This window comes from Dietzia sp. CQ4, assembly GCF_014145125.1.
Lineage (GTDB): Bacteria > Actinomycetota > Actinomycetes > Mycobacteriales > Mycobacteriaceae > Dietzia > Dietzia natronolimnaea.
In genome coordinates this window covers 1-1226 of record NZ_JAALDZ010000081.1, presented here as the reverse complement: position 1 = coordinate 1226, position 1226 = coordinate 1, and the positions used below count along the sequence as shown (strand labels likewise).

The 1226-nt window shown below is 68.2% G+C and carries 1 protein-coding gene; it reads right to left on the bottom strand.

Features of this window, described 5'->3' with window-relative positions; translation table 11 throughout:
• A partial coding sequence (locus tag G6031_RS05535; protein ID WP_241737210.1) for an IS256 family transposase occupies positions 1-1226 on the bottom strand: 1226 nt, incomplete at both ends.

The window sequence follows — 1226 nt, the reverse complement described above, 5'->3', positions numbered from 1 at the left end:
GTGGTCACCTCCGTCGGCGAGCTGGTGTCGGTGTTGGTGGTCAGTGTGAGTCGGCATCGGCTGAGGACTTCGAGGCCGAGGTAGCGGCGTCCTTCGGCCCATTCGTCGGTCTGTTCGGCCAGGACTGCGCCGATGAGGCGGATGATGGCGTCGCGGTTGGGGAAGATCCCCACGACGTCGGTGCGGCGGCGGATCTCCCGGTTGAGGCGCTCGGTGGGGTTGTTGGACCAGATCTGTCGCCATACATCGTCGGGGAACGTGGTGAAGGCGAGCAGGTCCTCGCGGGCATCACCGAGGTGGTCGGCGACCTCAGGCAGGCGCCCGTCGGTGTACTCCAGGAGTCGGTCGAACTGTTCGTGCACCGCGGTCGGGGTGGGCTGGTCGTAGACGCTGTGGAGCATGGCTTTCACGGCCGGCCACATGGACTTGGGGCACTCGGCCATGAGGTTCGCCGCGTAGTGGGTGCGGCAGCGCTGCCACGCCGCGCCGGGCAGGTTCGCTGCGATCGCGTCCACGAGCCCGGCGTGGGCATCGGAGGTCACCAGGCGCACCCCGCCCAGGCCGCGGGCGACCAGGTCGGCGAAGAAGGTGTTCCATGAGGCTTTGGTCTCGCTGGTGGCGACCTGCATCCCGAGGACTTCGCGGTGGCCGTCGCCGTTGACTCCAGTTGCCAGCAGGACGGCGGCCTTGACGACCTGGTTGTTCTCGCGGACCTTGATGGTCAACGCGTCGGCGGTGACGAAGGTGAACGGTCCGGCCTCGTCCAGGCGGCGGTGGCGGAACGCGGCGACCTGCTCGTCCAGGTGTTCGGCCATCCGTGAGACCTGCGACTTGGACAGTGAGTCGATGCCGAGGGTCTTGACCAGTTTGTCCATCCGGCGGGTGGACACCCCGGCCAGGTAGCAGTCCGCCACGACGGTGATCAACGCGGACTCGGCTCGCTTTCGGCGCTCGAGCAGCCACTCAGGAAAGTAGCTGCCCGAGCGCAGCTTTGGGACAGCGACGTCGACGGTGCCGACGCGGGTGTCCAGGGGCCGGTGGCGGTAGCCGTTGCGGCGGTTGGTGCGCTCGGCGGACCGGGCGTTCCACTCGGCGCCGCACACGCTGTCGGCGTCGGCCGAGAGCAGGGCGTTGATCATGATCTGCAGCAGCTCGCGCATCAGATCCGGGGATGCGTCGGCGAGGGCTTGGCCAAGCAGGCCTGCAGGGTCGACAATGTGGGGTGC